The following is a 25,486-nucleotide window of genomic DNA, read 5'->3' as shown; positions in this document are numbered from 1 at the left end:
CGGCTTCTCGCCCCGCTTGCGCCGGAGACGACGGCCAAGCCCTGACCGATGCCCGAAAGCACAAGCTCGATCCTATCCGGAGGTGGCGACAATGTCCGAGGATCTGCCACTGCACGCTCAGGCCCTGGCGGCCCTCCCGCTCCCGATTCCCCGATCGCCCGAAGGCGACGGTCCCCTTAGGAGGCTCTGATGGATCTCGGCATCTCGGGCAAGGTCGCCCTCGTCACCGGAGGCAGCGCGGGCATCGGGCTCGCCGCGGCCAAGAGCCTCGCGCGCGAGGGCTGCGACGTCTGCGTCAGCGCCCGCAGCCCGGAACGGCTCGCGGACGCGGTGGTGGAGCTGCAGGAATACGGCAAGGTCGTGCACGCCGTGCTGGCCGACGTGGAGGACCCGGCGACCGCCAGGCGGGTGGTCGAGGAGACCCGCGACGTGCTCGGCCCGATCGACATCCTCGTGGCCAACGCGGGCGGTCCGCCGGCCGGCCGGTTCGACGAGGTGGGGCTGGAGGAGTGGGACGTCGCGATCCAGCGCAACCTGCTCGGCACCGTACGCCTGATCCACGCCGTCCTGCCGGAGATGCGCGCCCGCGGCTGGGGCCGGATCGTCACGGTCACCAGCAGGTCGGCCCGGGAGGCGATCGACGGCCTGGCGCTGTCCAACGCCACCCGCTCGGCCGTGGCCGGCGTGGTGCGCACGCTCGCCCGCGAGGTCGGCCGTGACGGCGTGCTGGTCAACAACGTGATGCCGGGCCCGATCGAGACCGAGCGGCTGCGGGAGCTGGCGGGCGGCGAGGAGGCGCTGCGGCAGCGGGGCGAGTCCGTGCCCGTCGGCCGCATCGGGCGCGCCGAGGAGGTCGGCGACGTGGTGGCGTTCCTGGCCGGCGAGCGGGCGTCGTTCGTGAACGGGGTCTCGCTGCTGGTCGACGGCGGGGAGAGCCACGTCATCGCCTGACTGCCGTGGCTGTGGAAGGCCTGCTCGAAGGCCTTACGCGGACCTGGTGGAGCGGGTGCTCAGGCAGCGCTCAGCACATGACATCCTTCCCTTAAGGGACGGAGTGCGATAAGGCAGGGGCGTAACGGCATGGAGAAGCCGGTCATCGTGACGGTGGACGACGACCCGGGCGTCTCGCGGGCAGTCGCCCGTGACCTGAGACGCCGCTATGGCCAGGACTACCGGGTCGTCCGCGCGGAAGCGGCCAGGGACGGCATCGAGGCGGTCAGGGAGATGCGGCTGCGCGGCGTCGAGGTGGCGGCCATCCTGGCCGACTACCGCATGCCGCAGATGAACGGCGTGCAGTTCCTCGAGGCCGCGATGGACCTGTACCCGTACGCGCGCCGGGTGTTGCTGACGGCCTACGCCGACACCGACGCCGCGATCCAGGCGATCAACGTGGTCGACCTCGACCACTACCTGCTCAAGCCGTGGGATCCGCCGGAGGAGAAGTTCTACCCGGTGATCGACGGGCAGCTCGACGCCTGGCTGCGCACCGACAGGGTCGAGCGGTCGGAGCTGCGCGTGGTGGGCGACCGGTGGTCCGCGCCGTCCTACAAGGTGCGCGACTTCCTGGCCCGCAACCACGTGCCGTACCAGTGGATGCTGGCCGAGGACCCGGAGGGCGCGCAGCTGGTGAGCGCGGCCGGCGAGGGCTGCCACCTGCCGCTGGTGGTGACCGCCGACGGCACCACGCTGGAGTCGCCCGACCAGTCCGAGCTGGCCACGGCGGTGGGGCTGTCCACCACTCCGGCCACCGACTTCTACGACCTGATCGTGGTGGGCGGCGGGCCGGCCGGGCTCGGCGCGGCCGTCTACGGCGCGTCGGAGGGGCTCAACACGGTGATGGTCGAGGCGTACTCGTCGGGCGGCCAGGCCGGCCAGAGCTCCCGCATCGAGAACTACCTGGGGTTCCCCGACGGCGTCTCCGGCCAGCAGCTGGCCGACCGGGCGCGCAGGCAGGCGCTCAAGTTCGGGGCGGAGCTGCTGACCGCGCGGAAGGTGACCATGCTGGAGCCGCGCGGGCAGGCGCGGGTGATCGGGTTCAGGGACGGCGGGGAGATCGCGGCCCACGCGGTGATCCTGGCGACCGGCGTCACCTACCGCCGGCTGGAGGCCCCGGGACTCGACGAGTTCGTGAGCCGGGGCGTGTTCTACGGCGCGGCCCTGACCGAGGCCCCGTCGTGCAAGGACACCGAGGTCTACATCGTGGGCGCGGCCAACTCGGCCGGGCAGGCGGCCGTCTACCTGTCGGGATTCGCGAGCAAGGTCCACTTGTTGGTGAGGAGTGATGGTTTGGAGAAGTCCATGTCTCACTACCTCATCGAGCAGATCGCCGCGCTGCCCAACGTCGAGGTGCACCTCCAGACGGAGGTCGTCGGCGGCGGCGGCAGCGACCACCTGGAGCGGCTGAGGTTGTCGTCCAAGGGCGAGGAGCGCGACGTCGACGCCCAGTGGTTGTTCGTGTTCATCGGTGCCGAGCCGTACACGTCCTGGCTCGGGGAGACGATCGAGCGGGACGCGCGGGGATTCGTGCTGACCGGGCCCGACCTGGTGCAGGGGGGACGGCGGCCGCGCAACTGGCCGCTGCGGCGCGAGCCGTACTACCTGGAGACGAACGTGCCAGGGGTGCTGGCCGCGGGCGACGTACGCGCCGAGTCGATCAAGAGAGTGGCCTCCGCCGTCGGGGAGGGCGCGATGGCCGTCGCGCTCGTGCACCGCTACCTGGAGAAGCAATGAGCCGGCAGACGAGCATCGACATCGACGAGATGCGCAAACTCTTCCTGTTCGAGCGGCTGACCGACGAGCAGCTCACCAAGCTCGCCGGCAGCGGCGCGGTACAGACGTACGCGCAGGACGAGGACATCGTGCGGCAGGGCGAGCCGGCGGAGTGCTTCGCGGTGCTGATCGAGGGCGAGGTGCAGATGATCAGCGAGACGGTCAGCGCCGGCACCGTCGCCATGCCCCGCACCTCGCAGCCCGGCGTCTACGGCGGCGCCACCTCGGCCTACCTCGGCGAGCGGGCGCCGCAGACCTACCAGCACACGCTGCGGGCCACGGCCCCGTCGCGGATCTTCATGCTGCCGGCCAAGAAGTTCGCCTACATCGTGGCCGAGTGGTTCCCCATGGCGATGCACCTGCTCGACGGCCTGCTGTCGGGCGGCAGGATGCAGCGGGAGATCATCGACCGGCGGCAGCGGCTCACCGCGCTCGGCACGATCACGGCCGGGCTCACCCATGAGCTGAACAACCCGGCCGCGGCCGCCGTACGCGCGGTCAGCGAGCTGCGCACGCTGCTGCGGACCTCGCGGTTGCAGCTCGCCCAGCTCGCCCAGGACGGCATCGCGCCCGACAAGCTCCGCACGCTGGTCGAGGTCCAGGAGCACTGCACCGAAGCCCTGGGCAGGCAGCAGCGCTCGCCGATGGAGATCTCCGACGCCGAGGACGCGCTCGGCGAGGAGCTGGACGAGGCGGGCGTCGAGGACGCGTGGGACCTGGCGCCGGCGCTGGTCAACGCCGGGTTCTCCGGCGACGACCTGAGGAAGATCCGCGGCAAGGTGGGCGAGGAGCACACCCCGGCCGCGCTGCGCTGGCTGGCCGACGCGATCGAGATCTCGCAGATGCTGAGCGAGGTGACCGAGGCGACCGAGCGCATCACCTCGCTGATCCGCTCGGCCAAGCAGTACTCCCAGATGGACCGGGCCCCGTTCCAGATGGTCGACGTGCACGACCTGCTCGACAGCACGGTCGCGATCTTCCGCGGCAAGATCGCGCCGGGCGTCACGGTGGTCACCGACTACGACCGCACGCTGCCGCTGATCCCCTGCTACGCGGGCGAGCTCAACCAGGTGTGGACCAACCTGATGCACAACGCGCTCGACGCCATGGGCGAGTCGGGCACGCTGACCATCCGCACCGCGCACGACGAGGACGAGGCGATCGTCGAGATCGGCGACACCGGTCCGGGCGTTCCCGAGGCGATCAGGGACCGCATCTTCGAGCCGTTCTTCACCACGAAGACCGTGGGCGAGGGCACCGGGCTGGGTCTCGACATCTCCTACCGGATCGTGGCCGGGCGGCACGGCGGGGAGATCAAGGTGCGCTCGAAGCCGGGTGACACCTGGTTCGAGGTACGGCTGCCGTTGCGCGAGCCCGCGGCGGTCCCCGAGCCATCCGCAAACGCCTGAGGATGCGGCGCACGCGGTAAACCACCGGCAATCTCGACTTGTCATGATGAGTCGTGACCCCGTGTAATGGTTGACCGTAATGCGGCAGCCCTCGGAAGGACCTTTGTTTTGATCATCGACTGGACCCGGCAGGCCCTCCCGGCCATGCTCGACGACCTGAAGGCCGTGGTCGAGCTGGAGACCCACAGCTACGACAAGGCCATGCTGGTCAAGGGTCTGCGCGAGATCAGGGCCAGAGCCGTCGGGCGGCTCGGGACGCCCGACGACGAGATCCTGCACGAGGGCGGGCAGCACGGCGACATCCTGGAGCTCACCTACCAGGGCACCGCCCCGGGCACGGTGCTCATGCTCTGCCACTACGACACCGTCTGGCCGACGGGGACGCTGCGGTCGTGGCCTTTCGCGGTGGTGGACGACAAGGCCACGGGGCCCGGCGTGTTCGACATGAAGACGGGGCTCGTGCAGTCGATCTGGACGCTGCGCGGCCTGCGGGAGCTGGGCCTGCCGCACCCGAGCGTGCGCTACCTGTTCAACGGGGACGAGGAGATCGGCAGCCCGGCCTCGCGCGAGCACATCGAGGCGGCCGGCATCGACGCGCTGGCCACGCTGGTCTTCGAGGCGTCCATGGACGGCGCGCTCAAGACCGCGCGCAAGGGCGTGGGGCTGTTCAACGTGAGCGCCACCGGGGTCGAGGCGCACGCGGGGCTCGACCCGTACGCGGGGGCGAGCGCGATCCACGCGCTGGCCGAGGTCGTCACCACGCTGGCCGCGGCGGGTTCGCCCGAGCGCGGCACCACGGTCAACGTCGGCCTGATCGGCGGCGGCACCGGCCGCAACGTCGCGGCGGGGCGGGCGACCTGCGGCGTGGACGTACGCGTGAGCGATCCCGCGGAGATGGACCGGATCGACGAGGTGTTCCTCCGGCTGAGGGCATCGGACCCGAGGGTGTCGATCTCGTCGACCGGCGAGTGGAACCGGCCGCCCATGACGCCCAACCCGGCCTCCCAGCAGCTGTTCAAGGAGGCGCGGGAGGTGGCGGCCGGCTTCGGATGGCTGCTGGACGAGGCGGCGGTCGGCGGCGCCAGCGACGGCAACTTCGTCTCGGCGCTCGGGCGCCCGGTGCTGGACGGCATGGGGGCGATCGGCGACGGGGCGCACGCGCGGCACGAGCACGTGCTGGTGGAGCACATCCCCGACCGGACGGCGCTGGCGATCGGCCTGGTCAGCGCCCTGGCGTGACCGTGCTGAAAACGTTGTCACGGGCGGGCCTGGCGCTGTCCGCGTCCGGCCCGCTGTGAGGAGACCCGGCGCCCGCTGACCGGAGCCCAAGGGGCCCGGCCTGGACTGGGGCGGGCTCTCGCGTATACGCTCCCAAGCGAGCGCTTGGTTTTCGCTGAGGGGCCGCCGCATGAAGTTCTCGACCTTCCACCTCTTCTACCGCTTCGACGGCCAGAGCTTCAAGGACGTCTACGACTACCACCTGGAGCTCATCGAGCTGGCCGAGGAGCTGGGGTTCGACGGGGTGCGGCTGGCCGAGCACCACTTCCGCGACTACGGCGTCGTCCCGAACCTGTTCGCCATGCTCGCCCACGCCGCCGCCCGCACCACCCGCCTCAGGCTGGGCACCGGCGTCGCGGTGCTGCCCCTGCACGACCCGATCCACGTGGCCGAGGAGGCCGCGCAGGTGGACGTGCTCTCCGGAGGACGGCTGGACCTGGGCATCGGGCGCGGATACCAGAGCGCCGAGTTCGAAGGGTTCGGGATCGACCTGGCCGAGGCCCGCGACCGCTTCAACGAGGCGCTCGAAGTGATCGTCGGCCTCTGGACGCGGGAGGCGTACCGGCACGAGGGGAAGTTCTACCGGACCGGCGCCGAGGTCTCGCTCGTGCCCAGGCCGCTGCAGACGCCCCACCCGCCGCTGCACGTCGCGGCCGTCTCCCCTGAGACCGTCACCATGTACGCGGAGCGCGGGCTGCCCATCCTGGCCGACCCCGCGGCGACGTTCCGCAAGGTCTGCGCGGCGGCAGGCACCTGGCGGGAGACGGCCGCGCGGGCCGGCCATCCGGACGGGGCCGAGCTGGTGGTGGCGCGCAGCGTGTACGTCGCCCCGACCCTGGAACAGGCCCGCGCGGACCAGGAGCGCTTCGAGGCGTCGTTCGACCGGTCGCGCATCTTCAACGAGCGCAGCGCCCCCGTCGACCCGAGGACCGGCCGCGCCGCGCAGGGCTTCGAGTACTACCAGGACCGCTACCTCAAGGGCGGCTCCGTGTCGGCCGGCTTCCGGTGGGAGCAGCTGGAGGTCATCGGGGATCCGGCACGGGTGATCGAGCAGATCGCGCTGCTCAGGGACGCCGGCTTCACGAACCTGCTGTGCGACTTCGGCAGCACCCGGCCGATGCCCCTGGAGGAGATGAAGCGGGTCATGCGCTTCTTCGCCGCCGAAGTGATGCCCGCCTTCCGGAGGTCCTCATGATCCACAGCCTGTCCCTGTCGGACGTCCTCGCCGACCACGCCCGCAGCCGCCCGGGGATCACCGCGGTGGTGGACGGCGCGACGCGGCTGACGTACCCGGAGCTCGACGCCCGCGTGACCCGCCTGGCCGGCGCCCTGGCCGGGCTGGGGGTGGGCGACGGCGACCGGGTGCTCTGGCTGGGCCGCAACTCCTGCGCGGTGCTGGAACTGCTGCTGGCCTGCTCGCGCCTGGGCGCGGTGTGCTGCCCCGCCAACTGGCGGCAGTCGGAGGACGAGCTGCGGTTCGTCCTGGCCGACCTGACCCCGTCGGTCGTCGTCTGGGAGCCGTCGGACACGACGGCCGCGCTGCGCGGCTCAGGCCCGGGGACGTGGGTGCGGGCGGGCGACGAGTACGAGCGGCTGATCGCGGACGCCGGCCCCCGAGAGTTCCCCCAGGTGGCCGACACCGAGCCGGTGCTGGCCCTCTACACCGCCGCGTTCGGCGGCCGGCCGTGCGCCGCCCTGCTCGGCAGCGCCGCGCTCGTCGCCCACGCGACCTCGCTGCTCGTCGTCCGGCAGATGGAGCCGGGCTTCACCTTCCTCAGCAGCGGCCCGCTCTACCACGTGGGCACGATGATGTTCTGCCTGGCGACGTTCCAGATCGGCGGCACGAACGTCTTCACCCCCGCGTTCGACGCCGAGGAGGTGTGCCGGCTGGTCGACGCCGAGCGGGTGACGCAGGCGTTCCTGTTCGGGCCGATGATCGACGCCGTCACGAAGGCGAACGCGGACGGCGCGTACGACCTGTCGTCCCTGCGCTTCGTCGCCCACTCGGCCGAGTGGGACGACATGATCACCGTGGACGGCTCGCCCTGGTGCCGGTCGAAGATGGGCGGGTACGGGCAGACGGAGGTGGGCGGGATGCTCACGTTCCTGGGGCTGGCCGAGGGCGGCGCGGGGTTCGCGGGGCGGCCGAACCCGCTGGTCCAGGTACGGTTGCTGGCGCCGGACGGGGTCGAGGTGCCGGTGGGCGAGGTGGGGGAGATCTGCGCGCGGGGCAAGACCCTCTTTTCCGGATATTTCGCCCGCCCCGACTTAAATGCAGTTAAGTCGGCGTACGGCTGGCACCACACCGGCGACCTGGGCCGCCGCGAACTCGACGGCACCATCACCTTCATCGGGCCCAAGCTGCGCATGATCAAGTCAGGGGCCGAGAACGTCTACCCCGCCGAGGTGGAACGGGCGCTCGCGGCACATCCAGCGGTGGCCGGCGCCGCCGTCATCGGGGTGCCCGACCCCGTCTGGCACCAGGCGGTCAAGGCCGTCGTCGCGCTCCACCCCGGCGGGACGGCGACGGCCGCGGAGCTGATCGAGCACGTCAAGGCGTCGCTGGCGTCGTACAAGAAGCCGCGGGAGGTCGTCTTCGTGGACGAGATCCCGACGCGCGGCCCCGGCCCCGACTACGACGCCCTGGACGCCGCGCACGGCGGCGGAGGTTACCCGGGCGACTGATCATGCAAGTGTACTAGCAATTGATAGTCTACTCTCATATTTATGCGACTTCCCATCGAACGTCACCCCGGACACCCCTTCGACCCGCCCGCCGGTCTGTTCGGCCTGCCGGCGATGAGCCGCCTGGAGTTCGCCGACGGCCACCTGGGCTGGCTGGCCACCACCGACGCCGCGGCCCGCACGGTGCTCGGCGACCCCAGGTTCAGCGCCCGCCAGGAGATCAAGCACGTCGCCACGCACTCCTCACGTCCCGGCGGACCCGGCCAGGCGGCACCGCCGGGCTTCTTCGGCGCCATGGACCCCCCTGAGCACACCCGCTACCGCCGGCTGCTCACCGGCCGGTTCACCGTGCGCGGGATGCGGCTGCTGGAGCCGCGCATCGAGCAGATCGCCGCCGAGCGGCTCGACGCCATGGCCGCCGCCGGGCCGCCCGCCGACCTCGTGACGGCGTACGCGCTGCCGATCCCGTCCATGGTCATCTGCGAGCTGCTCGGGGTCCCGTACGCCGACCACGAGTTCTTCCAGGAACGCAGCTCCCAGCTCGTCATCCCCGGCGGCGACCCCGCGGCGGTCGGCGACCTGACCGCCTACCTGCACGAGCAGGTGCGGTGCAGGCGCAAGGCGCCCGGCGACGACCTGATCAGCGGTCTCACCGCCGACCTGACGGACGAGGAGCTGACCAACGTCGCCCTGCTCCTGCTCGTCGCCGGCCACGAGACCACCGCCAACATGCTGGCCCTCGGCGTGTTCGCGCTCCTGGAGCGGGGCACGCCCCCGGAGTCCGTCTCGGACGACGCCGTCGAGGAACTGCTGCGCTGGTTGTCGATCCTGCACCAGGGCGGGCCGGCCCGTACCGCGCTGGAGGACGTCGAGGTCGCGGGCGAGCTGGTCAGGAAGGGCGAGACCGTCGTCCTCTCCCTGCCCGTCGTCAACCGCGACCCGTCCGTCCACGACGACCCCGAGACGCTCCGGCTCGACCGCGGCGGCGCGCGCCGGCACCTGGCGTTCGGCCACGGCGTGCACCAGTGCCTCGGGCAGCAGCTCGCCAGGATCGAGCTGCGCATCGGCTACCGCGCCCTGTTCGAGCGTTTCCCGGGGCTGCGGCTGGCCGTCCCCGCGGCCGCGGTGCCGCTGAAGCCCGACGCCACCGTGTACGGCGTCACGAGCCTGCCCGTCACCTGGCCACAGGGGTCTGACGAAGGCGTGATCGAGCCCGGAGGCGAGCATGCTCCGGCCGGTCCCGCATGACCGCCGAGTTCCGCGCCCTGATGGGGGTGACGCCCGCGGCGTTCCTCGCGGGCCGCCTCCCGGCCCTCCAGCCGTGTCAGAGAACGGCCAGCGGGGTCAGCGGGCTGCCCGTGCCGCCCTCGATCCTGAGCGGCGCCGCCACGAACACGAACTCCGCGCGCCCGGCCGCGTCCAGCTCCTCGCCCAGCTCCTCCAGCCAGAGCATCTCGATCAGGTGGATGCCGTGCCGGTGGAGGAGGATGAGGTGCAGGTCGTCGGCGAGGCTCTCGCCGGCGCGCCCGCGCGCGTCGAGCCCGCCGATCGCGGCGTTGTCCGCGGCGACCGCCGCGACGTCGTGCGCGGCCAGCCACCGGCCCGCCGCCGCCGACAGTCCCGGCTGGCCCGACCAGTAGTGCTCGCGCGAGCGCTCCCACACCCGGGGCCAGCCCGTACGGATGACCGCGACGTCCCCGGGCCGCGGGGTGGCGATGTCCGCCAGCAGGCCGGCCGAGATCCGGTGATCGGCCGGCAGGTGGTCCAGGCCGAGGCGGCGGGGCACGTCGAACAGCACGCCCCTGGCGACCACCCCGCCCACCCGCTCGATGCCGCACCGGGTCGCGCCGTAGGAGCGCACCCTGGCCGCGGGGTGTCCGTTGTAGAGCTCGTCGCCCGACCACATGTGGCACAGCGCGTCCATGTGGGTGGTGGTGCCGTGGTGGGTCACGAGCAGCGCGTCGTCGGCCACCCGCAGGCCCTCGCCGATCGGCCGCGCCCCCGCCGCGTAGTCGCCGCCGTCCACGGACATGAAGTGCTGCGGCAGCGGGCGGCCGGGCAGGTGCGGGACGGTCGTGGGCGCGGGCGAGGAGGTGGCGCCCCTGATCGGCATGGCCAGGCTCAGCACCTCGCCCGTGGTGGCGCTGCGCAGCGCGTCGAGCACCACGGCGGGGGTGAGGAGGTTGAGAGTGCCACGCTGATCATCTGGGCCGAATCGTCCCCAGTTGTTAGGCTCGTCTACCACTGAGCTCCCTTTCTCCGCGGAGGTCTGATGCACTGCGATCCCCGGTTCTCCGGCGTACGCGAGGTCTTCGAACGGCACTTCTCCGACGGCGAGGAGCTGGGCGGCGCCCTGGCCGTCTACCTGGACGGCGAGCTGGTCGTCGACCTGTGGGGCGGGGTCGCCGACCGGCACACCGGGCGGCCCTGGCAGCAGGACACGCCCGCGTTCGTCTACTCCTGCACGAAGGCGGTCACCGCCGCCGTGCTGCTGCAGCTGGCGGAGCGGGGCCAGGTGGACCTCACCGCGCCGGTCGCCGACGTGTGGCCCGAGTTCGCCGCCGAGGGCAAGGCGGCCATCACCGTCGAGCAGGTGCTGACCCACCAGAGCGGGCTGCCGGTGATCGAGGAGCCGGTGCCGGTGGAGGAGTTCGGGGACCACGCGGCGATCGCGGCCAGGCTCGCCGCCCAGGCGCCCCTCTGGGAGCCGGGGAAGGCGCACGGTTACCACGCGCTGACCTACGGGTTCCTGCTGGGTGAGGTGATCAGGCGGGTGACGGGCAAGAGCGTCGGGGAGCTGGCCGCCGCCGAGATCGCCCGCCCGCTGGGGCTGGAGCTCTGGGTGGGGGCGCCGGACACCGTGATCGCGCGTACGGCCAGGCTCCAGGCCGGCGAACGCGCCCGGCCTCCTGCCCCCACCGAGGCCGAGGCCGCGCCTGAGGTCGGGCGGGCGCGGGACGTGCTGGCCGAGGTGGCCAGGGCGGCCCAGGACCCGCAGAGCCTGATGAACCGGGCCCTCGGCAACCCCGGCATGCACCTGCTCAAGGGCGGCGCGAACCATCCGGTCATCCTGCGCGCCGGATGGCCGGCGGCCGGGGCCGTCGCCACCGCGCGAGGGCTGGCCGGGTTCTACCGGGCGCTGATCGCCGGCGAGCTCCTGTCTTCCGGCGCGCTGCGCGAGGCCGTACGCCCGCGCGTGAGCGGCCCCGACCGGGTGCTGCTGCTTGACACCTCGTTCGGGCTCGGCTTCATGCGGCCGTCGCTGACGTTCTTCGTGCCGTCGGAAACCGCCTTCGGCCACACCGGCATGGGCGGCTTCATCGGTCTGGGCGACCCCGAGCGCGGTCTGGCCGTCGGCTACGTCATGAACAGGATGGCCGCCGCGCTCTCCGGCAACCTGCGCGGCATCCGCCTGGTGGAGGCCGTCTACCGGGCCCTGTGACCGCATCGGGGCTCAGTGCATGGTCACGCCGCCGCTCACCGACAGGATCTGCCCGGTGATGTAGGCGGCGCGGTCGGTGCACAGGTAGGCGACCAGGCCCGCCACGTCGGCGGGCGTGCCGAGGCGGCGCAGCGGGATGCCGCGCGCGATCTTGCCGACGAGCCCTGGCTCGGCCTCCGACACCCTGCGCAGCATGGGTGTGTCGGTGGGTCCGGGGCAGACGACGTTGGAGGTGACCCGGGCTCCGGCGGCCTCGCGGGCGAGCGTCTTGGCCAGCCCGAACAGCCCGGCCTTCGTGGCCGCGTACGCGCCTTCGCCTCCCGAGCCGGCCCTGGCGCCGTCGGAGGAGACGAACACCAGCCGCCCCCGGCCTCGCTCCAGCATGCCGGGCAGCAGGAGCTTGGTGAGCAACATCGGCCCGCGCAGGTTGACCTGCCACATGAGGTCCCAGCTCGCCGGGTCGCTCTCGATGAACGGCCGCACGACCGACACCCCGGCGTTGTGCACCAGGATGTCCACCGGCCCCACGGCGCCGGCGAACGCCTCGACGGACGGGGGCGCGGCCAGGTCGACGGCCAGCGCCCGCGCGCCGGGCAGGCCCGCGGCGACCTTCCCGGCGTTCGGCAGGTCCACGTCGGCGATGACCACGCGGGCGCCGAGCGCGGTCAGGTCGGCGGCGATGGCCGCGCCGATCGCGCCCGCTCCCCCGGTCACGACCGCCACGCGCCCGTCCAGGCGCAGCCCGTCCATCACGCAGGTGTCCGTCTCGTCCATGAGCGGGCCAGGTCCGCGGCGGCGGTGCGGGTGGCGAGCAGGCCGATCGTGTGCTTCAGCACGGCCCGCGCGTAGTCGTCGGGGATGCCCGCCACCGCGTCCTTCACCACCGTCACCCGGTAGCCCAGGTTGACCGCCTCCAGGGCCAGCCCGGGGATGCCCAGGTTGAGCGAGACCCCGGCCGCGACGACGGCGGTGACGCCCATCGAGCGCAGCGTCATGTCGAGCGAGGTGCCGGTGAACGGGGAGAAGCCGTGGTAGCGCCGGCTCTCCAGGTCGCCGCCGTCCCGCAGCTCGGGGATGACCTCGGTGGCGGGCGTGCCGTCCAGCATGTGGCCGGGATCATTGAGCAGCGAGATGATGAACGGGCAGTTGCCCGTGTGGGAGCCGGCCCGGTCGGGGCGGAAGGCGGCCGTGCAGTGGATGACGGGGATCGCGGCGGCCCTGGCCGCGTGGAGGACGCGGGCGGCGTTGGCCACGACGTCGTGCCGGACGCACGCATCCACCAGTTCTGGAAATTTCGTGAGATCGCCGACGACGCCCCGCTGCATCTCCATCACCAGCACGGCTACCCGCTCCACCGGCGACCTCCGCATGCACTTTAGCCGAGCGCTTGCTTGGTAATGTCGATCAGCATAACACCTGCCATCAGGGGCCATCCCCCGATGGACGCTGGGCGAAATTTCTGGACTCGTGACAACCGGAACCCCGGGTGAGACCGTCCAATCGAAGACGGCTGCCTGATGGGGGTTAGGACTTGGTCCCTGGTTACCGTGAAGTACGCCAGCTCGGCGCCGGCCGCACCGGCCGCGTGTTCCTCGCCACCTACCAGCAGACCGGCGCCTACGTCGCGATCAAATACCTGAACGCCACGCTGCGCCGGGACGCCGAGTTCATGGACCGCTACCGGACGGACACCCACGAACTCGTCGAGATCGACGACCCGAACGTGGTCAAGCTCTACGAGTACGTCGAGACGCAGAGCAGGGCCGCCATCGTCATGGAGCTGGTGGACGGCGTCACGCTGCGCGCCCTGCTGGCCGAGCACCACAGGATCAGCGCCGAGGCGGCCCTGGCCGTGGTGAAGAGCACGCTGCTGGCCCTGGCCGCCGCCCACGAGCGGGGCGTGCCGCACCGCGACGTCAAGCCGGACAACATCCTCGTCCAGGCCGACGGCACCACCAAACTGGCGGACTTCGGCGTCGTGGTGCACGCCGAGGAGCCGGGCGTGCCCGCCGGCAGTCCCGAGTACATGGCGCCCGAACTGTGGACCCAGGGCAGGACGGGCCCGCCCGCGGACGTGTACGCGGCCGCGTGCGTCCTGTTCGAGGCGGCCAGGGGGCGGCCCCCCTACCGGGCGTACAAGGAGGGCGGGGACGGCGGGCTCGACGTGCCCGCGCTGCGCGACAAGCACCTGGTGGAGCCGGTGCCCGTGGAGGTCGCCCCCGACACGCTGCGCGACCTGCTCAGGCGAGGGCTCGCCAAGGACCCCGCGCTCCGGTACGCCTCCGCCCGGCAGTTCGCGGCGGAACTGGAGGAGGACGCCGTCGCCGCGTACGGCCCCGACTGGGAGAAGCGCGGGCGCCGCCACCTCGCTGAACTGGCCACGCTGCTCGCCCTCCGCTTCCCGCTGGCCAGGACCGACCCCGCCGCGACGGCCGCCTCCCGCATCCGCGACCGCATGCCGAGGGTGCCCCGGCTGCCTCCGCACCTGTGGGTGGCCGGCGCGACGGTGGTCGCCGTGTCGATCTCGCTCATGATGTCGGGCGGACGGCTGCCCTCCGGACCGGGGGCGATCCTCATGCCGCCGCCCGAGACGCAGAGCGCGCCGGAACCGACCCAGGCCGACGCCGGCACACCCGGCCCGACCAGGACGGCCGCCACACCCCGGCGCACGGCCGCCGAGCCGGCGCGCACGCCTCCCGCGCGCAGCGCCTCACGGTCCCTCCCCGCCGTCCGGCGGCCCTCCGCCCCGGCCCTCACCGTCCAGGCGGTCGGCATCGTGCGGTGGAGCGGCACGGCCGGCGCTATCAGGGTGGCGGCGAACGGCACCGGGCCCGTGCGGCTGCGGATCTCGTACACGCGGAGGGACGGGGACTCCGGCGCGGCCAGGACGGTCCGCCAGGAGCTGCGCACCCTGCGCGGCCGGACCGCCTACGCCAGCGCCGTCACGCACGATCCCGGGGGCGTGGCGTGCGGGCGCCGGGCGTACGTCGGGATCCTCGTCATGACGGAACCGGCGGCGGACAACGGGCCGCAGGTGAGCGAGGTGCTCGTGGACGGCCCCTCCTGCGCCGCCCCGACGCCGACCTCGTCCGGGCCCACCGTCCCGACGCCCACCGATGAGCCGACCGCCTCGGCCCGCACCACCCCCGCCCCCTCCCCGGCCCGCACCACCTCGTCCCCGCCCGCCCGCATCGCGTCGCCGACCTCCACCACCGACGGATCCTCGCGCCTCGCGCCACCACATCCGGTCACGAGCCTCACTCCCGCCCCCGACCACGACGCCGCCACTTCCGCCATGGAGCCCGGCGTGACGCCACCTCCCGCCGCCGGCCCCGACGCGGCATCGTCCACCTCGCCGCCGCTCGCCCAGGAAGATTCCGCGCTGTCGCCGGAGGACCTCACCGCACGCCGCCGTGGCGATCCCGTACGCTTCAGCGACGACCGTCACGGGCCCGGCGGGCGAGGTCTTGTGGGGGTACCAAGCGTGCGCTAGCTTGGCTAGCGATGAGCGGTGACACCTGTGCCCACCGGGCCGCCCACGGCGAACTGGTCATCCAGCGCTGCACCGGCTGCGACCACCGCGGCCACCTCCCGGAACCGGCCTGCCCCAGATGCGGCGGCCGGGCCTTCCGCGCCGAGCCGGTCTCCGGCGAGGGCGTGGTGCACACGTTCACGATCGTGCACCGCTCCTTCGCCCCCGGCTACCAGGGGCGCGAGCCCTACGCCGCGGCCTGGGTGGACCTGCGGGAAGGCCCCAGGGCGTTCGGGCACGTGGTGGGGTGCGCACCGGAAGAGGTACGCGTCGGCATGCCGGTACGCGTGACGTTCATAGACGATCTCCCCCATTGGAGGCCCGCGTGAAGCTGGGCAACGTGCTGATTCCCGTCGCCGACCTGGACGAGGCGATCGCCTTCTACGGGCTGCCGGTGAAGTTCCGCGACGGCGACAGGTTCGCGGCGCTCGACGGGGGCGGGGTCACCGTGGCGCTGGCCGGGCCCGCCGAGCACGTCACCGCCTCGGCCGCGCCGTCGTACAAGGTGGACGACGTGGCGCGGGTCGTGCGGGAGATGGAGGGACGCGGCGCCGAGGTGGTGCGGGCGCCGGAGGACGGGCCGCACGAGAGGCGGGCCGTGCTGCGCGATCCCTCAGGCAACGTCTTCGTGCTCTATTCGCCCCTCTGATGTGGAGGCACCCTCGATGGCACGATCACCCTACGGCAACTACGGCCACGCGGTCCTGACCGCGGGAGCGCTGCGCACGCCCGACACGGTGGCGCTGACGTACTGCGGCGAGCGGAGCTTCACCTACGACGAGCTCAACAGGAGCGTCAACCGCCGCGCGAACGCCCTGATCGCCGCCGGGATCACGCCGGGGCGGCGGGTGGCGGTGCTGCTCAACGAGACGTTGCGGGTGGCCGAGGTCTACCTCGCGCAGGCCAAGATCGGGGCGGTGACGGCGGCGCTGAACCCGTACTGGCCGGTGGAGACGGTGCGGGACGTGGTGGCCGCCTCGGGCTGCACGGCGCTGGTGCACGACGCGACGGTCGAGGGAGCGGTCGAGCAGATCAGGGGCGAGCTGCCGGCGGTGACCGCGTGGATCGACGTACGCGAGCCGGCGGAGGGTTCGGACGCCGAGCCGCCGCTCGGCGGGTTCCACGACGATCCGCTGGCGCTCTACTACACCTCGGGGACGACAGGGCTGCCCAAGGCCGTCGTGCACACGCACGCGTCGTCGCTGGCCACGGCGCGGATCTGGCTGGACGTGCCGCGCGGGCCCGACGCGGTGTTCGGCACGGGCGCGATCATCTGGGGCATCGGCTTCCCCGCCATCGCCGGGCCCGCCCTGTACGCCGGGATGCGGCTGGTGCTGGAGCAGGACTGGGGCCCGGCGAACTTCCTGCGCGCCGTCCCCCGCGAACGGGTCACGCACGTGTCGCAGATCCCCTCGTTCTACGCGGCCCTGCTGGGCTCGCCCGACCACGAGGGCGTGGACCTGTCATCCATCCGGGTGATCATGCTGGGCGGGGAGCCGCTGACCGCGACCATGCTCGACCGGATCAGGGCCAGGCTGCCGCAGGCGGCGGTGTTCTCGTACTACGGCCAGACCGAGGCGCCGTACACGTGCATGGGGCGGGTGGACGACGGCTCGATCCCGCTCGGATCGTCAGGGCGCGCCCGCACGGGCAACGCGGTGCGGATCACGAACCAGCGCGGCCACCGCGTGACCGGCGAGGTCGGCGAGATCAACCTGGCCGGGCCGCACCGGATGGCCGGTTACGACGGCCTGCCGGACCGCACGGCGGAGGTGCTGCGCGGCGAGTGGTACGTCGGGGGCGACCTCGGGACGCTCTCGGCCGACGGCGTGCTGCGCGTGCTCGGCCGGCGGGAGGACGCGATCATCAAGGGTGGCGTCTGGACGCAGCCGGCCGTGATCGAGGAGGCCGTTTCCGCCCTCGACGGCGTGGCCGAGGCGGGCGCGGTGGGCGTGCCGGAGGGCGCGGCGGACCAGCGGGTCCTGCTGGCCGTCGTGCCGCGCGCCGGGCACTCGCTGGACCCCTCCAAGATCGCGCTGTCGCTGGCCGGCACGCTCCCCGCCCACCAGCGCCCCGACCACATCGTGGTGGCCACCGCGCTCCCGCACGCGCAGGACGCCTCCGGCGGCCCCGGCAAGCTGCTGCGCGGGAAGATCCGCGAGCTGTACGGGTGAGCGCGTACGAGCACGAGGTCAAGGCGCTGCTGCGCGAGGCGGGAGTGCCGGTCCCGCGCGGGGTGGTGGTGCGTGACGGCGACTTCGGCCCGGCCGGCGAGCTGGCCGAACCGCTGGTGCTGAAGGCGTTCGGGCCGGGGCTGGTGCACAAGTCCGAGGCCGGGGCCGTGGCGCTGGGCCTGCGGCACGGCGAGCTCGCGGCGTCGGCCGCCGCGATGGCCTCCCGGCTGGACGTCGCCGGGTTCCTCGTGGAGGAGCGGGCGCGGGCCGGGGTCGAGCTCATCGTGGGTCTGGTGCGCGACCCGGGGTTCGGGCCGGTGGTGCTGGCGGGTCTCGGCGGAGTGTGGGCGGAGGCGCTGGGTGACACGGCGCTGCGGCTCTGCCCGATCACGGAGGAGGACGCCCGGAGCATGCTGGCCTCGCTGCGCGGGGCCGCGCTCCTGCGCGGGTGGCGCGGCGGCCCGCCGGTGGACGTGGACGCGCTGGTCAAGCTGCTCGCGACGGTCGCCGGGCCCGGCGGGCTGTGGGAGCGGCTGGAGCTGGGCGAGTTCGAGCTGAACCCGGTCATCGCGGGACCGTCGGGCGTGGTGGCCGTCGACGCCCGCCACCTGCCCGCCGCGGCTCCCGCGCGGGCGGCGGCGGGACCGCCCGCGGACTTCCTGCCGCTCTTCGAGCCCCGGGCGGTGGCGGTCGCCGGCGCGTCCGCGACCCGGCCGAACTTCGGCAACATGTTCCTCGGCTTCTACCGCGAGGCGGGTGTCCCGCTGGTGGCGGTGCACCCCGAGGCGGACGAGGTGTCGGGCGTGCCGGCCGTACGCTCCCCCGCGCTGGCGGAGGTGGACTACGCGCTGGTCGCCGTGCCGGCCGGGCGGTGCGCCGACGTGGTGCGGCAGGCGGCGGGGATCCCGTTCGTGCAGGTGATGAGCGGCGGGTTCGGGGAGGCCGGGCAGCACGGGCTGGAGCGGGAGCTGGTCGCGGCGGCCCGGGCGGCGGGCACGCGGCTGCTGGGGCCCAACTGCATGGGCGTCTACTGCCCGCGGGGCCGGCAGACCTTCGTCGGCGGCGGGCTCGGGCCCGCGGGATCCGTGGCCCTGATCTCGCAGAGCGGCGGCCTGGCGGGCGAGGTGATCAAGGTCGGGGAACGGCGCGGGCTGGCGTTCAGCCGGGTCGCCACGGTCGGCAACGCGGCCGACGTGACCCCGGCCGAGCTGCTGCGCTGGCTCTCCGGCGACGAGGAGACGCGCGCGGTCGGGCTGTACCTGGAGGATCCGCGCGGCGGGCGGGAGCTGTACGAGGCGCTGCGCGCGACGCGCCTGCCCGTGGTGCTGCTCGTCGGCGGGCGCAGCGGGCAGGGTCGGCGCGCGGCGGCCTCCCATACGGGCGGCATGGTGAGCGACCGGCGGATCTGGGAGGCGGTGGCCGAGCAGGCGGGCGTGGCGCTGGTGTCCGGCCAGGACGACCTGATCGGGGTCCTGGCGTATTTCCAGGCGCACGGCTCGCGGGTCACCTCCGGGGACGGCGTGCTGGTGGTGGGGCCGAGCGGGGGCGCGAGCGTGCTGGCCGCCGACGCGTTCGACGGCGCGGGCGTGCGGCTCGACCCGCTGCCTGACGACGCGCTCGACGCGCTGCGCGGGCTCGGGGTGGCCGCGGCGGGCAATCCGCTCGAGGTGCCCGTCGGGCCGCTCGGGCGTGCCGGGCTCGTGCCCGAGGTGATCACCACGATCCTGTCGCGGCGGCCGTACCGGGACGTCGTGGCGCACGTCAACGTGCAGGCCTTCTTCACGTACGGCGACGCGGCGGAACCCCTCTACGCCTACGCCGGGGCGGTCGCGGGAGCCCAGGACTCGCTGCCGGGCACCCGGATCACCCTCGTCACCAGGAACGGCGACTGCGCCCCCGAGGGCGTCGAGGACGAAGTGCGACGGATCGCGGCGGCTGCGGGTGTCCCCGTCTACCGCTCCATGGAGGCGGCCGCGGCGGCCGTCGCCGGAGGAGGACGTCATGAGGTTGCTTGACGGCAGGGTCGCGCTGATCACGGGCGGGGCCCGCGGCATGGGGGCGGCGCACGTGCGGCTCTTCCTGGAGGAGGGCGCGCGGGTGGTGTTCGGCGACGTGCTGGACGACGAGGGCAAGGCGCTGGCGGAGGAGACGGGCGCGGTCTATGTCCGGCACGACGTGACGAGCGCGCGGGAGTGGGAGCGCGCGGTGTCGATGACCACCGATCTGTACGGCAAGCTCGACGTTCTGGTCAACAACGCAGGGATCCTGAAATATCGGCGCATCCACGAGATGTCACCCGAGGACTTCGACCAGGTGATCGGCGTCAACCTCAAGGGGTCCTGGCTCGGGATCAAGTCGGTGATCGACCCCATGAAGGCGGCCGGGCGCGGCGCCATCGTGAACATCTCCTCGATCGAGGGCTTCATCGGCGCCGAGGGGCTGTCGGCGTACTCGGCCTCGAAGTTCGGGCTGCGCGGGATCACCAAGTCGGCGGCGCGGGAGCTGGCCAGATTCAAGATCCGGGTCAACTCGGTGCATCCTGGCGCGATCAACACCGCGATGGCCATGGACCCCGACATGGCGAACGAGGTGGACGCGGACACCTTCGTGAAGTCCATGGTCATCAAGCGGTTCGCCAAGCCGGTCGAGGTGTCGCACGTGGTGGCGTTCCTGGCCTCCGACCGGTCGAGCTACTGCACCGGCAGCGAGTTCACGGTGGACGGAGGGCTGCTGACCGGGGCGGGATACTAAGATCTCACCCCAAGGTAGATCTTTTGGGTTTAAACCACCTGGATCGGACATTTCTGGCAGCATCCTGACCTGCGGTTCTTTCCCAAGAAGAGTCGACTCTCTCTTGGGGCGTGCTTGACCTGGGGTTACCAAACGGTAACCTCGCTCATCGCAGAAGATGACAAGCCGCCGGTTTCATCACACCAGTCACAGGGCGTCCCTTACCCAGATTTGTGTGGACAAACCGGTCTTGCCCGGAAGGTTTCCCCACGCCTCCATGACGCCAGAGATGCAGAAGTTCATCGAGCTGCTCGAGCGCCAGCTCGGCTACTCGGAGAAGGCCGGCGCGTACACCAAGTTCGGCTCCTGGTACGGCAAGAACGTCGAGTTCGACGCCGACTACACCTCCGCCCCATGGTGCGACATGATGCTGTCCTGGGCGGCGCACAAGCTCGGCTACGAGGAGTGGATCGGCCAGTTCGCCTGGACGGTCGCCCACGCCAAGTGGTTCAAGGAGCAGGGCGCGTGGGGGAAGAAGCCCAAGCCCGGCGCGATCGTCTTCTACGACTGGAGCGGATCCAACAAGATCAGCAGGATCGACCACGTCGGCGTCGTGACGCGGGTCGAGGGCGACACGATCCACACGATCGAGGGCAACATCGACGGCGGCGTCGCCAAGCGCAAGGAACGCGACACGAGCAAGGTCGTCGGCTACGGCTACCCGGAGGAGATCAAGGCCCGCCTGGACGAGGAGGCCGCCCAGCAGGCCAAGGAGGCCAGGAAGAAGGCCGAGGAGCGGGCGGAGGAGCCGTCGAGGCCCGGCAACGACGTCGGCCTGCTCGAGCTTCCCGCGGACGAGGCGCTGTCCGGCATGATCCCCCGCGCCAAACGCGACGAGCCCGCCCGCGCCCCTCACTCCGGCGGCCGCGACGCCGACGCACCCGCCTCCGCTCCGTCGAAGAAGGCCGAGCAGGAGGCCACGGTCCACGCCTCCGCGAGCGCCACCGGCAAGGAGCCCGCCAAGAAGGCCAAGCACGCCAAGCCGTCCACCGCCGACACCACGGCCGCGACCGCCGACCCGGTCCCCACCCACATCGACGCCGCGGCCACCGCCCCGATGCCCGCCGTATCGACGCCGACGCTGGTCGGCTCGGCGCTGGTGGCCGCGCTGGCGCTGCTCGCCGTCGCCAAGACCCGCCGGATGCGGGCCGCCGCGTCCGCCGCGTCCGCCGCGTCTTCCGGGGCCGGCACGGGCGCCCGCCCGGCCCGCTCGAACGCCGGCCGCCGCCGCCGCAACGCCGCCCCCGCGCCCCGGCGCCGGCTCGCCACCCGGCCCTTCGACCTCGCCACCGACGCCCCCGAACTCCGCACCACGGACACCGCCGTCCTCCGCTCCCCGCGCCACGCCGCGGCGCTCCGCTCCGCCCGGGACACCTCCGACGCCACCGTGCTCCGCTCCCCCCGGCAGTCCGGCGACACCACCGTGCTCCGATCGCCGGACGCCGCCGAACTCCACCCCTCTCACCGCCGCGCGAGTGCAGGGGACCGCCGCGCGGCGGGCACCGGTCCCTTCGCGCCCGCCTTCGACGACACGGCTCCCGCCGAGACAGGGCCGCTGGAGATCGTCCTCGACACCGGCCCGCTCGATCGCGTCGTGGACACAGGACCGTTCGAACGCATCGTCATCCCCGGCGCGTCGAGCAGCTTCGACGCCTTCGCCCCCACCCGCGCCACCGGCTCGGACGCCTTCGGCCCGCTAATCACCGTCGACCACCCCTCCGGAGCATCCGGCCCGCTCGCCAGCCCCACCGCCGACGGCTGGTTCCCCGGTAGCCGGCCGGACGCTCCTTCCCGAAGCGGCAGGCCGGGCCGCACCTCCGGCGACAGACCGGACCGTGCCTCCGGCGGCGTGCCTGGCCGTGCCTCCGGCGGGGTGCCTGGCCGTGCCTCCGGCGGCCCCTATCGCGGACGGCGGCGGCGGCACGAACGGCTGGCCGAAGAGCCCGCGTTCGCGTCCGACCTGCCGTCGCGCGGCCGCCGCCACCGCCGCGCCCAGCCGGGCTCGCCTGACGCCCGAGGGCCTCGCCCCGGCAACGCGCCGCAACCCGCCGGAGCACCGTACGCCGGCCGCCAGGAGCCAGCACAGCCCGCGGGACGCGCGCAGTCCAGGCGGTCCGGCGAGGGGCGCGGTGCCGAGGGGTTCGTCCAGGACCTCCCGCTGCAGGGCCGCAGGCACCGCAGGACGACCCGCCCCGACGGCGGCCGCCAGCTCGCCGGCGCGGCCACCACCCGGCCAGGAAAGGGACGCCACCGCGCCTGACCGGCATCCCGGCTCGTCCCGAGGGACGCCACCGCGCCTGACCGGCATCCCGGCCGTGCCGGCCGCGACGCCACCGCGCCCGACCGGCGACCCGCCGGCCTCGCCCCACCACGCCCGGCCGGCCCAGAACCCTTGGGCGCGATGCCGAGGGCGTTCGGAGGGGCGCTCTAGCCGAGCCCGTGCTCGGCGGCGAAGGCGGCCAGCCGGGAGACGGCGTCCCGTCCGCGCGTCCACGGCCGTACGATGAGCCGTTCCACGCCCAGCGCCTCCCACGCGGCCACCTCGTCGGGGGAGGCCGGCGCGTGGGCGTGCACCGTCACGGGAACCCCAGGCCCGAGCCGGTCGAGCTGCGGCCTGATCGACTCGATCGTGTGCGGCATGCTGATCCACCCGTCGCAGAGCCGGGCCGCCCTGCGCAGCGCGGCGGGCGACTCCCCGCCCGCCAGCAGGGGCAGCCGCCGCTGCACCGGCTTGGGCTCGAACGCGACCTCGGGGAACGAGTAGAACCTCCCGGAATGGGCCACCACCGGCTCGCTCCAGAGCCGCCTGACCACCTCGATCGCCTCGTCCAGCCGCGCCCCGCGCGTGCCGAACGGGATGCCCGCCGCCTCCCACTCCCCCCGGTACCAGCCCGCGCCGACCCCGCAGATGGCCCGTCCCGACGAGACGACGTCCAGCGTGGCGAACGCGCGGGCCGACACGAAGGGGTGGCGCAGAGCGAGGAGCTGCACCGCTGTGCCGAGCCTGACGCGGGTGGTGAAGGCGGCGAGCCAGCACAGGTACGCCGGCGCGTCGAACAGCGGCGTGCCGGGCTTGATCCCCGGGCCGGTGGCGCCCGGGTACGCGGCGAGCGACAGGTCGGTGGTGAACACCAGGTGCTCGGGCAGCCACACCGACTCGAACCCCAGCTCGTCCGCGGCCACCGCCACGTCCTTCCACGCGGCGGGATGCAGCAGCCCGAGCGGCACGCCGAACTTCACGGATACCGTCCAGGGCCGCCGTTGGCGATGGCGGCGCGCAGGCGTTCGCGGTGAGCGGCCGCGGTGCCGTACGCGGACGAGAGCGACCAGGCCCGCGCGAGCCAGAACCGCAGATCCAGCTCCTCGGTGTACCCGATCGCGCCGTGCACCTGCAGCGCCACCCGCGCCGCGAGGCCGGCGGCCTCCCCCGCGGCGGCCTTGGCGGCGCTGACGTCCCGTCCGGCGCTGGGCAGCGGCCGGCTCCGGGGCCCGCCCACCGACAGGGCCGCCCGGTGTACGAGGGGCGCGGCGAACTCGACGGCCACGGCGACGTCCGCGAGCTGGTGCTTGACCGCCTGGAACGACCCGACGGCCGCCCCGAACTGCGTCCTGGCCCGCGCGTACGCGACGGTGACCGCGAGCAGCTCCCTGGCGACCCCGATGAGCTGCGCCGCCGTGGCGGCGGTGGCCGCGAGCACCGCCGGCCCGGCGGCCGCGCCCAGGTCCTCGGACGCGTCGAAGCCCACCTCGAACAGCGGCCGGCACGGATCGACGCCGTGGCGGGGGGCGAGGCGTACGGACTCCTTGCGGACCAGGTGCCAGCCGCCCGCCCGCGCCACCACCAGAAGGTCGGCCAGGTCGGCGTCCGGCGCGTACGCCTGCCCCGGCGGCAGCACGCTCACGCACACCGCGCCGGAGGCCAGCCCGGGAAGGCTCGCCGGCAGGTACGCCGCCGCCACGGCGGTCTCGACGACCGGCCCCGGCAGGCATGCCCGCCCGGTCTCCTCCAGCGCCGGCAGGAGGTCGGCCGGTGACAACCCCAGGCCGCCGGACCCGGGGGGCAGCAGCGATCCGAACAAGCCCAGGCCGGCGAGCTGCTTCCAGGCGGGCCGCCGCTCGGTGCGCAGTGCGGCAGGTGGGCAGTGGGCCCGCAGTACGTCGCGCACGGTCGCGCCCAGGGCGAGCTGGTCGGGGGTGAAGCCGAAGTTCACGGCCGCCGCACCCCCGCCCTGGGCAGCCCGAGGACGCGTTCGGCGATGATGGTGCGCTGGATCTCGTTCGTGCCCGCGTAGATCGGGCCCGCCAGCGCGAAGAGGAAGCCGTCCAGCCAGGCCGTGTCTCCCGCCCGGTCTCCGAGCAGTTCCATGGCGAGGGCGTGCATGCGCAGGTCAAGCTCGGACCAGAACACCTTGCCCATGCTGGCCTCGGGCCCGAGCTCCTCGCCGGTCATGAGCCGGAGCGCGGTGGCGTACGTGTGCAGCCGGTACGCCTCCGCGTCGGCCCAGCAGCGGGCGGCCCGGTCGGCGAGGGCCGGGCCGGCGTCGCGGGCGAGCTCGACGAGCCGGTCGGCGGTGGCGAGGAAGCGTCCCGGGCTGCGCAGGGTCAGGCCGCGTTCTGACGAGGTGGTGGCCATCGCGATCCGCCATCCGTCGCCCGGCTCGCCGACCACCATCGGCTCCGGCACGAACACCCCGTCGAAGCGCAGCTCCGCGAACCCGGGCAGCCCGTCGAGCTGCGCGATCGGCCGGACGGCGACGTCGTCCATGGGGAACATGACGTACGTGAGGCCGTGGTGGCGCGTGCCGGAGGTGCGGAAGAGGCCGAACCCGTGGGTGGCGAAGGCGGCGCGCGAGCTCCACGTCTTGTGGCCGTACAGCCGCCAGCCGCCGGGCGCGGGCTCGGCCCTGGAGGTCAGCGCGGCCAGGTCGCTGCCCGCCTCCGGCTCCGACCAGGCCTGCGCCCACACGTCGTCGCCCCTGGCCATCCGCGGCAGCCAGCGGTCGCGTTGTTCCGGGGTGCCGAACCTCATGAGCGACGGCGCCAGCAGGAAGATGCCGTTCTGCGTCACCCGGGCGGGGGCGCCGGCGGCCCAGTACTCCTCCTCGAAGATCAGCCACTCGATGAGGGAGGCGCCGCGCCCGCCGTGGTGCTCGGGCCAGGAGACGACGGACAGCCGCGCGCCGGCCAGCAGCGCCTCCCAGGCGCGGTGCGCCGCGAAGCCCTCCGCGGTGTCCATGGGCGGGAGCGGTCGCGGCACGTGCGCGCGCAGCCAGTCACGAACCTCGGCTCGGAAGTCCCGCTCGGCCGGGGAGAAGTCGAGATCCACGCGACCAACCTAGCGCACGCTTGGTCTGCGCGCCATGGGATCCGGCACCGGAGCGGCCGCACCGGCACGCGCGAACGTCTC

At 73.3% G+C, this 25,486-nt stretch carries 21 protein-coding genes; 15 read left to right on the top strand and 6 right to left on the bottom strand.

Annotated features, from left to right (window positions below; all coding sequences use genetic code 11):
- Positions 1-189 precede the first annotated feature (189 nt).
- From ABGB14_RS00375 to ABGB14_RS00345, 7 genes are all read left to right on the top strand, one after another.
- Positions 190-951, top strand: coding sequence for an SDR family oxidoreductase (locus ABGB14_RS00375; RefSeq protein WP_347641470.1), 762 nt, complete (start codon positions 190-192; stop codon positions 949-951).
- Positions 952-1,080: 129 nt separating this feature from the next.
- Positions 1,081-2,730 carry an FAD-dependent oxidoreductase gene (locus ABGB14_RS00370; RefSeq protein ID WP_347641469.1) on the top strand — a complete coding sequence of 550 codons (1,650 nt, stop codon included), beginning with the start codon at positions 1,081-1,083 and terminating at the stop codon, positions 2,728-2,730.
- Positions 2,727-4,178, top strand: a complete 1,452-nt coding sequence (locus ABGB14_RS00365; RefSeq protein WP_347641468.1) for an ATP-binding protein — start codon at positions 2,727-2,729, stop codon at positions 4,176-4,178. Before ABGB14_RS00370 ends, ABGB14_RS00365 begins: the two co-directional genes overlap by 4 nt.
- 108 nt (positions 4,179-4,286) lie before the next feature.
- Positions 4,287-5,417 (top strand): M20 family metallopeptidase, encoded by a 1,131-nt coding sequence (locus tag ABGB14_RS00360; RefSeq protein ID WP_347641467.1) that lies wholly within the window; start codon positions 4,287-4,289, stop codon positions 5,415-5,417.
- 169 nt (positions 5,418-5,586) lie between these two features.
- Positions 5,587-6,651, top strand: coding sequence for an LLM class flavin-dependent oxidoreductase (locus ABGB14_RS00355; RefSeq protein ID WP_347641466.1), 1,065 nt, complete (start codon positions 5,587-5,589; stop codon positions 6,649-6,651).
- Entirely contained in the window at positions 6,648-8,141 is a 1,494-nt protein-coding gene (locus ABGB14_RS00350; protein ID WP_347641465.1) for an AMP-binding protein, read from the top strand. The genes ABGB14_RS00355 and ABGB14_RS00350 overlap by 4 nt, the downstream gene beginning before the upstream one ends.
- A 42-nt stretch (positions 8,142-8,183) precedes the next feature.
- Complete coding sequence (locus ABGB14_RS00345) at positions 8,184-9,389, top strand: cytochrome P450 (protein WP_347641464.1); 1,206 nt, start codon at positions 8,184-8,186, stop codon at positions 9,387-9,389.
- A gap of 76 nt (positions 9,390-9,465) precedes the next feature.
- Here ABGB14_RS00345 and ABGB14_RS00340 read toward each other — a convergent pair whose 3' ends face one another.
- Positions 9,466-10,386, bottom strand: coding sequence for a cyclase family protein (locus ABGB14_RS00340; protein WP_347641463.1), 921 nt, complete (start codon positions 10,384-10,386; stop codon positions 9,466-9,468).
- Between the two features lie 27 nt (positions 10,387-10,413).
- Between ABGB14_RS00340 and ABGB14_RS00335 the strand changes: the two genes are divergently transcribed.
- Complete coding sequence (locus ABGB14_RS00335) at positions 10,414-11,583, top strand: serine hydrolase domain-containing protein (protein WP_347641462.1); 1,170 nt, start codon at positions 10,414-10,416, stop codon at positions 11,581-11,583.
- 12 nt (positions 11,584-11,595) lie between these two features.
- Here ABGB14_RS00335 and ABGB14_RS00330 read toward each other — a convergent pair whose 3' ends face one another.
- Both ABGB14_RS00330 and ABGB14_RS00325 read right to left on the bottom strand, forming a co-directional pair.
- Positions 11,596-12,333, bottom strand: a complete 738-nt coding sequence (locus ABGB14_RS00330) for an SDR family NAD(P)-dependent oxidoreductase (RefSeq protein ID WP_347643097.1) — start codon at positions 12,331-12,333, stop codon at positions 11,596-11,598.
- Positions 12,333-12,953, bottom strand: coding sequence for an isochorismatase family cysteine hydrolase (locus ABGB14_RS00325; protein ID WP_347641461.1), 621 nt, complete (start codon positions 12,951-12,953; stop codon positions 12,333-12,335). Before ABGB14_RS00325 ends, ABGB14_RS00330 begins: the two co-directional genes overlap by 1 nt.
- 161 nt (positions 12,954-13,114) lie before the next feature.
- Here ABGB14_RS00325 and ABGB14_RS00320 point away from each other — a divergent pair, with 161 nt between their 5' ends.
- The 7 genes from ABGB14_RS00320 (at position 13,115) to ABGB14_RS00290 (ending at position 22,339) form a co-directional block, all read left to right on the top strand.
- Positions 13,115-15,076: a protein kinase gene (locus ABGB14_RS00320; protein ID WP_347641460.1), complete on the top strand. Its 1,962-nt coding sequence runs from the start codon at positions 13,115-13,117 to the stop codon at positions 15,074-15,076.
- Positions 15,077-15,087: 11 nt separating this feature from the next.
- Entirely contained in the window at positions 15,088-15,444 is a 357-nt protein-coding gene (locus ABGB14_RS00315; RefSeq protein ID WP_347641459.1) for an OB-fold domain-containing protein, read from the top strand.
- A complete protein-coding gene (locus tag ABGB14_RS00310) occupies positions 15,441-15,764 on the top strand; it encodes a VOC family protein (RefSeq protein WP_347641458.1) in 324 nt (107 codons plus the stop codon). Before ABGB14_RS00315 ends, ABGB14_RS00310 begins: the two co-directional genes overlap by 4 nt.
- Before the next feature lie 16 nt (positions 15,765-15,780).
- Positions 15,781-17,289 carry a class I adenylate-forming enzyme family protein gene (locus ABGB14_RS00305; protein ID WP_347641457.1) on the top strand — a complete coding sequence of 503 codons (1,509 nt, stop codon included), beginning with the start codon at positions 15,781-15,783 and terminating at the stop codon, positions 17,287-17,289.
- Positions 17,286-19,304, top strand: a complete 2,019-nt coding sequence (locus ABGB14_RS00300) for an acetate--CoA ligase family protein (RefSeq protein ID WP_347641456.1) — start codon at positions 17,286-17,288, stop codon at positions 19,302-19,304. Before ABGB14_RS00305 ends, ABGB14_RS00300 begins: the two co-directional genes overlap by 4 nt.
- A complete protein-coding gene (locus ABGB14_RS00295) occupies positions 19,291-20,040 on the top strand; it encodes a glucose 1-dehydrogenase (protein WP_347641455.1) in 750 nt (249 codons plus the stop codon). The genes ABGB14_RS00300 and ABGB14_RS00295 overlap by 14 nt, the downstream gene beginning before the upstream one ends.
- A gap of 256 nt (positions 20,041-20,296) precedes the next feature.
- Positions 20,297-22,339 (top strand): CHAP domain-containing protein, encoded by a 2,043-nt coding sequence (locus ABGB14_RS00290; RefSeq protein WP_347641454.1) that lies wholly within the window; start codon positions 20,297-20,299, stop codon positions 22,337-22,339.
- Between the two features lie 167 nt (positions 22,340-22,506).
- On the opposite strand, the gene ABGB14_RS00285 is transcribed toward ABGB14_RS00290, so the two are convergent.
- The 3 genes from ABGB14_RS00285 to ABGB14_RS00275 are packed head-to-tail and all read right to left on the bottom strand — an operon-like array spanning position 22,507 to position 25,405.
- Entirely contained in the window at positions 22,507-23,319 is an 813-nt protein-coding gene (locus ABGB14_RS00285) for a TIGR03619 family F420-dependent LLM class oxidoreductase (protein WP_347641453.1), read from the bottom strand.
- Positions 23,316-24,290: an acyl-CoA dehydrogenase family protein gene (locus ABGB14_RS00280; protein ID WP_347641452.1), complete on the bottom strand. Its 975-nt coding sequence runs from the start codon at positions 24,288-24,290 to the stop codon at positions 23,316-23,318. Before ABGB14_RS00280 ends, ABGB14_RS00285 begins: the two co-directional genes overlap by 4 nt.
- Positions 24,287-25,405, bottom strand: coding sequence for an acyl-CoA dehydrogenase family protein (locus tag ABGB14_RS00275; protein ID WP_347641451.1), 1,119 nt, complete (start codon positions 25,403-25,405; stop codon positions 24,287-24,289). The genes ABGB14_RS00280 and ABGB14_RS00275 overlap by 4 nt, the downstream gene beginning before the upstream one ends.
- Between the last annotated feature and the right edge of the window lie 81 nt (positions 25,406-25,486).

Source organism: Nonomuraea sp. B10E15, assembly GCF_039871615.1.
Lineage (GTDB): Bacteria > Actinomycetota > Actinomycetes > Streptosporangiales > Streptosporangiaceae > Nonomuraea.
Note: the sequence above shows the minus strand (reverse complement) of the source record. Positions and strands in the feature narration are given on the sequence as shown.